Origin of the sequence: Phyllobacterium sp., from assembly GCF_037994425.1 — a bacterium.
Classification (GTDB): domain Bacteria; phylum Pseudomonadota; class Alphaproteobacteria; order Rhizobiales; family Rhizobiaceae; genus Phyllobacterium.
This window is the reverse complement of record NZ_JBBNAM010000262.1, coordinates 1-5,090: the sequence shown is the minus strand read 5'-3', so window position 1 is coordinate 5,090 and position 5,090 is coordinate 1. Positions and strand designations below refer to the sequence as shown.

The following is a 5,090-nucleotide window of genomic DNA, read 5'->3' as shown; positions in this document are numbered from 1 at the left end:
AGCGATATCGATGTCGCGGCAACGGTTTGCGCGGACCCGTTGCCGCATGGCGGGGTTCGACCGGCTGACGGAGCGGCCGGCCGAATATTAGCGCCTTATTGCATGCCCAGTGCGTCCTTGATCGCCTTTTCGGCCTCGTCCGCCGCGACCTTTATCTGATCTTCGGTCTGACCGGCAGCCTTGGCGGCATCTTCTGCAGCCTTGCGCGCCGTCGCGACAGCGGCCTGCTTCTGCTCGGTGGTCATTGTGGCAGCCTGCTCTTTCAATTTGTTCAGGGTGTCCTGAGCGTTCATCGGCGTAGCAGGTGTGGCAGGGGCAGCGGGAGCGGCAGGCGCCTCGGTCGCCGCAGGCGCAGCTGGTGCGGGCGCCGGTGCCGGAGCTGGCGCCGGCTGTTCAGTCTTTGCGGGAGCCTGTTCCGATTTCTGTTCACTCTCGCCGCAACCGGCGAGCGCCAGCAGCGATACTGCAGCCAAGGATACAAAAAGTCTGTTCTTCATCGTTTCCTCTCCATTCATAAACTGGCCCCTCACCCTCACCTTAAACGAATTGGCGCGGCGCGGCGCTTTGTTTGCGCTTTCGGTTAATTTTCCCGTGGATATCAACAGTTTCACGCAAATCTTAATGTGAAATCTTCCATCATTGCGCTCCGGGCGGTATCGCTTATTGTCACTCGAGGGCGCGTGAGGGTTTTCCCGTGCGGCCGAATCACAGAAGGCGGAGGCAAATTCCGTGAAAGACAGATGGGATTTCTGGATTGATCGCGGCGGCACGTTCACTGACGTGATTGCTCGCAATCCCAAGGGGCAGTTGCTTGCGCACAAACTCCTTTCCGAGAACCCGGAAGCCTATCGCGACGCTGCAATCCAGGGCATCCGCGAGCTTCTGGGCGTCAAGCCTGGTGATCCCATTCCGTCCGGGCGCATCGGCGAGGTGAAGATGGGCACGACCGTCGCAACCAATGCACTTCTCGAACGCATGGGCGACCGGACTCTGCTCGTCATCACTCGCGGTTTCCGGGATGCCCTGAGGATTGCCTATCAGGCGCGGCCGGACATCTTCGCCAAGGAAATCATCCTTCCCGAGCAACTCTACGAGCGCGTCGTCGAAATCGACGAGCGCGTCAGGACCGACGGTACCGTGGAAATCGTACCGGATCCGGCGCAGATACGTACCGCGCTGGTGCAGGCCAAAGAGGACGGCATCGACGCGGTTGCAATCGTTTTCATGCACGCCTGGAACTATCCGGCACACGAACAGATCGCAGCGAAAGTCTCGCGTGAGCTGGGATTCGGACAGGTATCCGTCAGCCACGAAGTCTCCCCGCTCGCCAAGCTTGTCGGGCGTGGCGACACCACAGTGGTCGATGCATACCTCTCACCGATCCTCCGCCGGTATGTAGACCGTGTGGCCGGAGAGTTGGGCATTGTTGATGGCACGGCGCGGGGGTCACGTCTCTCCTTCATGATGTCATCCGGTGGCTTGACAGCCGCGGACCTCTTCCAGGGCAAGGATGCCATTCTTTCGGGGCCGGCCGGCGGTGTCGTCGGCATGGTCGAGACAGCAAGGCTTGCCGGTTTTACGAAGGTCATCGGTTTCGACATGGGCGGCACAAGCACCGACGTCGCCCACTATGACGGCGATTTTGAACGGGCATTCGACACTGAAGTTGCCGGCGTGCGCATCCGCGCGCCCATGTTGCGCATTCACACGGTTGCAGCTGGCGGCGGCTCCGTCCTTCACTATAGCGCGGGACGTTTCCAGGCCGGACCCGATTCGGCGGGCGCCAATCCTGGACCCGCCTGTTACCGGCGCTGCGGACCGCTCGCGGTCACCGACGCCAATGTCATGCTCGGCAAGCTTCGGCCCGAATATTTTCCAGCGATCTTCGGCCCTGAACAAGATCAGCCGCTTGACGCCGAAATCGTTGCCGGAAAATTTGCCGACCTTGCGGCCGAAATGGGCGACGGCAAGACGCCCGAGCAGGTCGCCGAAGGCTTTGTGACGATCGCCGTAGAAAACATGGCTAATGCGATCAAGAAAATATCGGTGCAGCGCGGTTATGATGTGACCCGGTATCTCCTCAATTGCTTTGGCGGCGCAGGCGGGCAACATGCCTGCCTTGTCGCCGACGCATTAGGTATGGAAGCCGTGTTGATCCATCCCTTCTCCGGCCTTCTTTCGGCCTACGGCATCGGCCTTTCCTCGACATTCGCATCGCGCCAACAGGCACTGGTGAAACCGCTTGCTACCGAAAACATCGACGAGGTGCGTTTACTAGTTGAAAGGCTATCGGCTGCGGTGGTTGACGAACTCAGCGGTCAGGGCGTTCCCATTGACGCGATCGCGTCGCGCCCTATCGTGCACCTGCGCTACGACGGAACCGATACAACGATCCCCATCGATTTCAGCACCTTTTCGATCAAAGAAGCGCGTGCCGCCTTTGAAACCGCGCACAAAGCCCAATTCGGCTTCATCTACGACAACAAGGGCATTGTGGTCGAGGCTGTCGAAGTCGACGGAGCGGACGGTCGCGAGCGAACGCAGGTTGAAACGGCGCATCCCTTGAATGCATCGAGGCCACGGCCCGACAGTACCTGCAGGCTCTACTCTGGCGGGCTGTTCCATGATGCCCAAACGTTCCAGCGCGAAAATCTCGCACCTGAACACAGTATCAAGGGCCCAGCCCTGATCATCGAGCCACACCAGACGATCGTGGTAGAGCCGGGCTGGCAAGCGGAGATAACGGCCCTGAACCATGTCATCATGCGCCGGGCCGAAAAAAAGCTTCGCGCCGCCGCACTCGGCACTGAGGCGGACCCGATCATGCTGGAGGTGTTCAACAATCTCTTCATGTCGATAGCCGAGCAGATGGGCGTTACACTGCAGAACACCGCCTATTCGGTGAACATCAAGGAGCGTTTGGACTTTTCCTGCGCCGTATTCGATGGGAGCGGCGCGCTCGTCGCCAATGCCCCGCACATGCCGGTCCATCTGGGTTCGATGGATCGTTCGGTCGAGACCGTCATCAAGCTCAATGCGGGCGACATTCGTCCCGGCGACGTCTTTGCACTCAATGCGCCCTATAATGGCGGCACGCATCTGCCCGATATCACTGTTGTCACGCCGGTCTTCGACGATGCGGGGACAAACATTCTCTTCTATGCTGCCTCGCGCGGCCACCATGCCGACATTGGCGGTTCGGCGCCGGGTTCGATGACGCCGCTCGCAACGACCGTCGACGAGGAAGGTGTCCTCATCGATAATTTCCGCCTCGTTGAGCGGGGGCGCTTTCGCGAGAAGGAATTGACCGAGCTTCTGACCAACCATCCCTGGCCGGTGCGCAACGTCCACCAGAACATTGCCGACCTCAAGGCGCAGATTGCCGCCAATGAAAAGGGTGTTGCCGAACTCAGGAAGATGATCTCGCAGTTCGGGCTCGAGGTGGTCGAAGCCTATATGGGCCATGTACAGGACAATGCCGCCGAAAGCGTTCGTGCCGTGCTCGACCGGCTTCCCGAAAAATCCGAATATACATACGAGACCGATACCGGGCAGACGATTGCGGTCAAGATCATCGTCGATCGCAACGAACGCCGCGCGACCGTCGATTTCACCGGCACGTCACCCGTGATGAAGAACAATTTCAATGCGCCGGAGCCTGTGGCACGCGCCGCCGTACTCTATGTATTCCGCGTCATGGTCGAAGGCGCCATCCCGATGAATGCCGGTTGTCTGCGCCCGATCGAAATCATCATTCCCGATGGTTCGATGTTAAAGCCGACCTATCCGGCGGCAGTTGTTGCCGGCAATGTCGAAACCTCGCAGCATGTCACGAATGCCCTTTTCGGCGCCTTGGGAGCGATGGCAAATTCACAAGGCACGATGAATAATCTGACTTTCGGCAACGAGCGCTACCAATATTATGAGACGATTTGCTCGGGGGCTCCCGCGGGCCGCTTCAACGACGGTGCAGCGTTCGCCGGAACATCGGCCGTCCACACGCATATGACGAACTCGCGACTTACAGATCCGGAAATTCTCGAAATGCGCTTTCCCGTCCTGCTCGAGGACTTCCATATCCGCGAAGGTTCGGGCGGCACCGGGAAGTTCAGCGGCGGAGATGGCACGCAGCGGACGATCCGCTTCCTCGAACGCATGGATTGCGCGATTCTTTCCTCGCATCGCAACCGCTCGCCCGAAGGTCTCGACGGCGGCGGCAATGGCGAGACTGGCAAGACGCAAGTGCGCCGCAGCGATGGTACCATGGAAACGCTAAAGGCCTGTGACCAGACCATACTCGCTGCTGGTGAAGCCGTAATCGTTACGACGCCGACACCCGGCGGCTATGGAAAGCGCGATGTCTGAACCGGGGCAACGGGCCATATCCATCAGGAGGCTTGATGGAGACGATGCCGAGCGCTTCCGAGCCTTGCGGCTGCACTGCCTCCAAAGCGCACCCGAAGCCTTCGGTTCGAGCTTTGAGGAGGAGGTTGGTCTCGACATGGCCCAAGTTCGTGCAAGGCTGGAGGCGCAGCCCAACGCCGTATTTGGCGCCTTCGCCGATGACCAACTGATCGGTCTTGCGGGCTTTGCGGTGAATCCGACACTCAAGAAGCGGCACACCGGTATGCTGTGGGGCGTCTTCGTCGATCCCGCCTGGCGGGGTCATGACCTTGGCAGGCGCTTGACGCAGGCGGTGATTGACCACGCGAGACAGTACGTCGACATCCTCCATGCGACCGTGATGGCAACGAACCTCTCGGCGCGAAACGTCTATCTTGGCCTCGGGTTTACGGTCTTCGGGTTTGAGAAGGACGCGCTGCGCTACGACGGTAAATCGTACGACGATGAGCACCTGCGGCTTGATTTGCGCTGAAATCCGCACCTTGGCCAGTCGCTACAAAACTTCACGAAAACAGGCAACTGACGACGCTTGTTAAAATGCGCTTTGTGAGTTCTCGCTGAAGCGCGACTTTGGAGCACGGCAGGCTAACCTATTCATCTGCGCCTTGCCATGACCTTTTGGCGAAAGACCTCCGCGGGTGTCCTGAAGCCCAGACATTTGCGGGGTGTCGCATTGAGATGATCGC

The 5,090-nt window shown here is 59.5% G+C and carries 3 protein-coding genes; 2 read left to right on the top strand and 1 reads right to left on the bottom strand.

What is annotated here, in order from left to right; all coding sequences use genetic code 11:
• Window positions 1-95: 95 nt before the first annotated feature.
• Window positions 96-497, bottom strand: a complete 402-nt coding sequence (locus tag AAAB35_RS18110) for a hypothetical protein (RefSeq protein WP_340669671.1) — start codon at window positions 495-497, stop codon at window positions 96-98.
• A 232-nt stretch (window positions 498-729) separates the two neighbouring features.
• Between AAAB35_RS18110 and AAAB35_RS18105 the strand changes: the two genes are divergently transcribed.
• Window positions 730-4,365 (top strand): hydantoinase B/oxoprolinase family protein, encoded by a 3,636-nt coding sequence (locus AAAB35_RS18105; protein WP_340669670.1) that lies wholly within the window; start codon window positions 730-732, stop codon window positions 4,363-4,365.
• Window positions 4,358-4,876: a GNAT family N-acetyltransferase gene (locus AAAB35_RS18100; RefSeq protein WP_340669669.1), complete on the top strand. Its 519-nt coding sequence runs from the start codon at window positions 4,358-4,360 to the stop codon at window positions 4,874-4,876. The genes AAAB35_RS18105 and AAAB35_RS18100 overlap by 8 nt, the downstream gene beginning before the upstream one ends.
• The last annotated feature ends 214 nt before the right edge of the window (window positions 4,877-5,090 follow it).

Coding starts and splice junctions, on each gene's coding strand:
- AAAB35_RS18110 (WP_340669671.1), bottom strand. CDS start 497: ATGAAGAACAGACTTTTTGTATCCTTGGCTGCAGTATCGCTGCTGGCG.
- AAAB35_RS18100 (WP_340669669.1), top strand. CDS start 4,358: ATGTCTGAACCGGGGCAACGGGCCATATCCATCAGGAGGCTTGATGGA.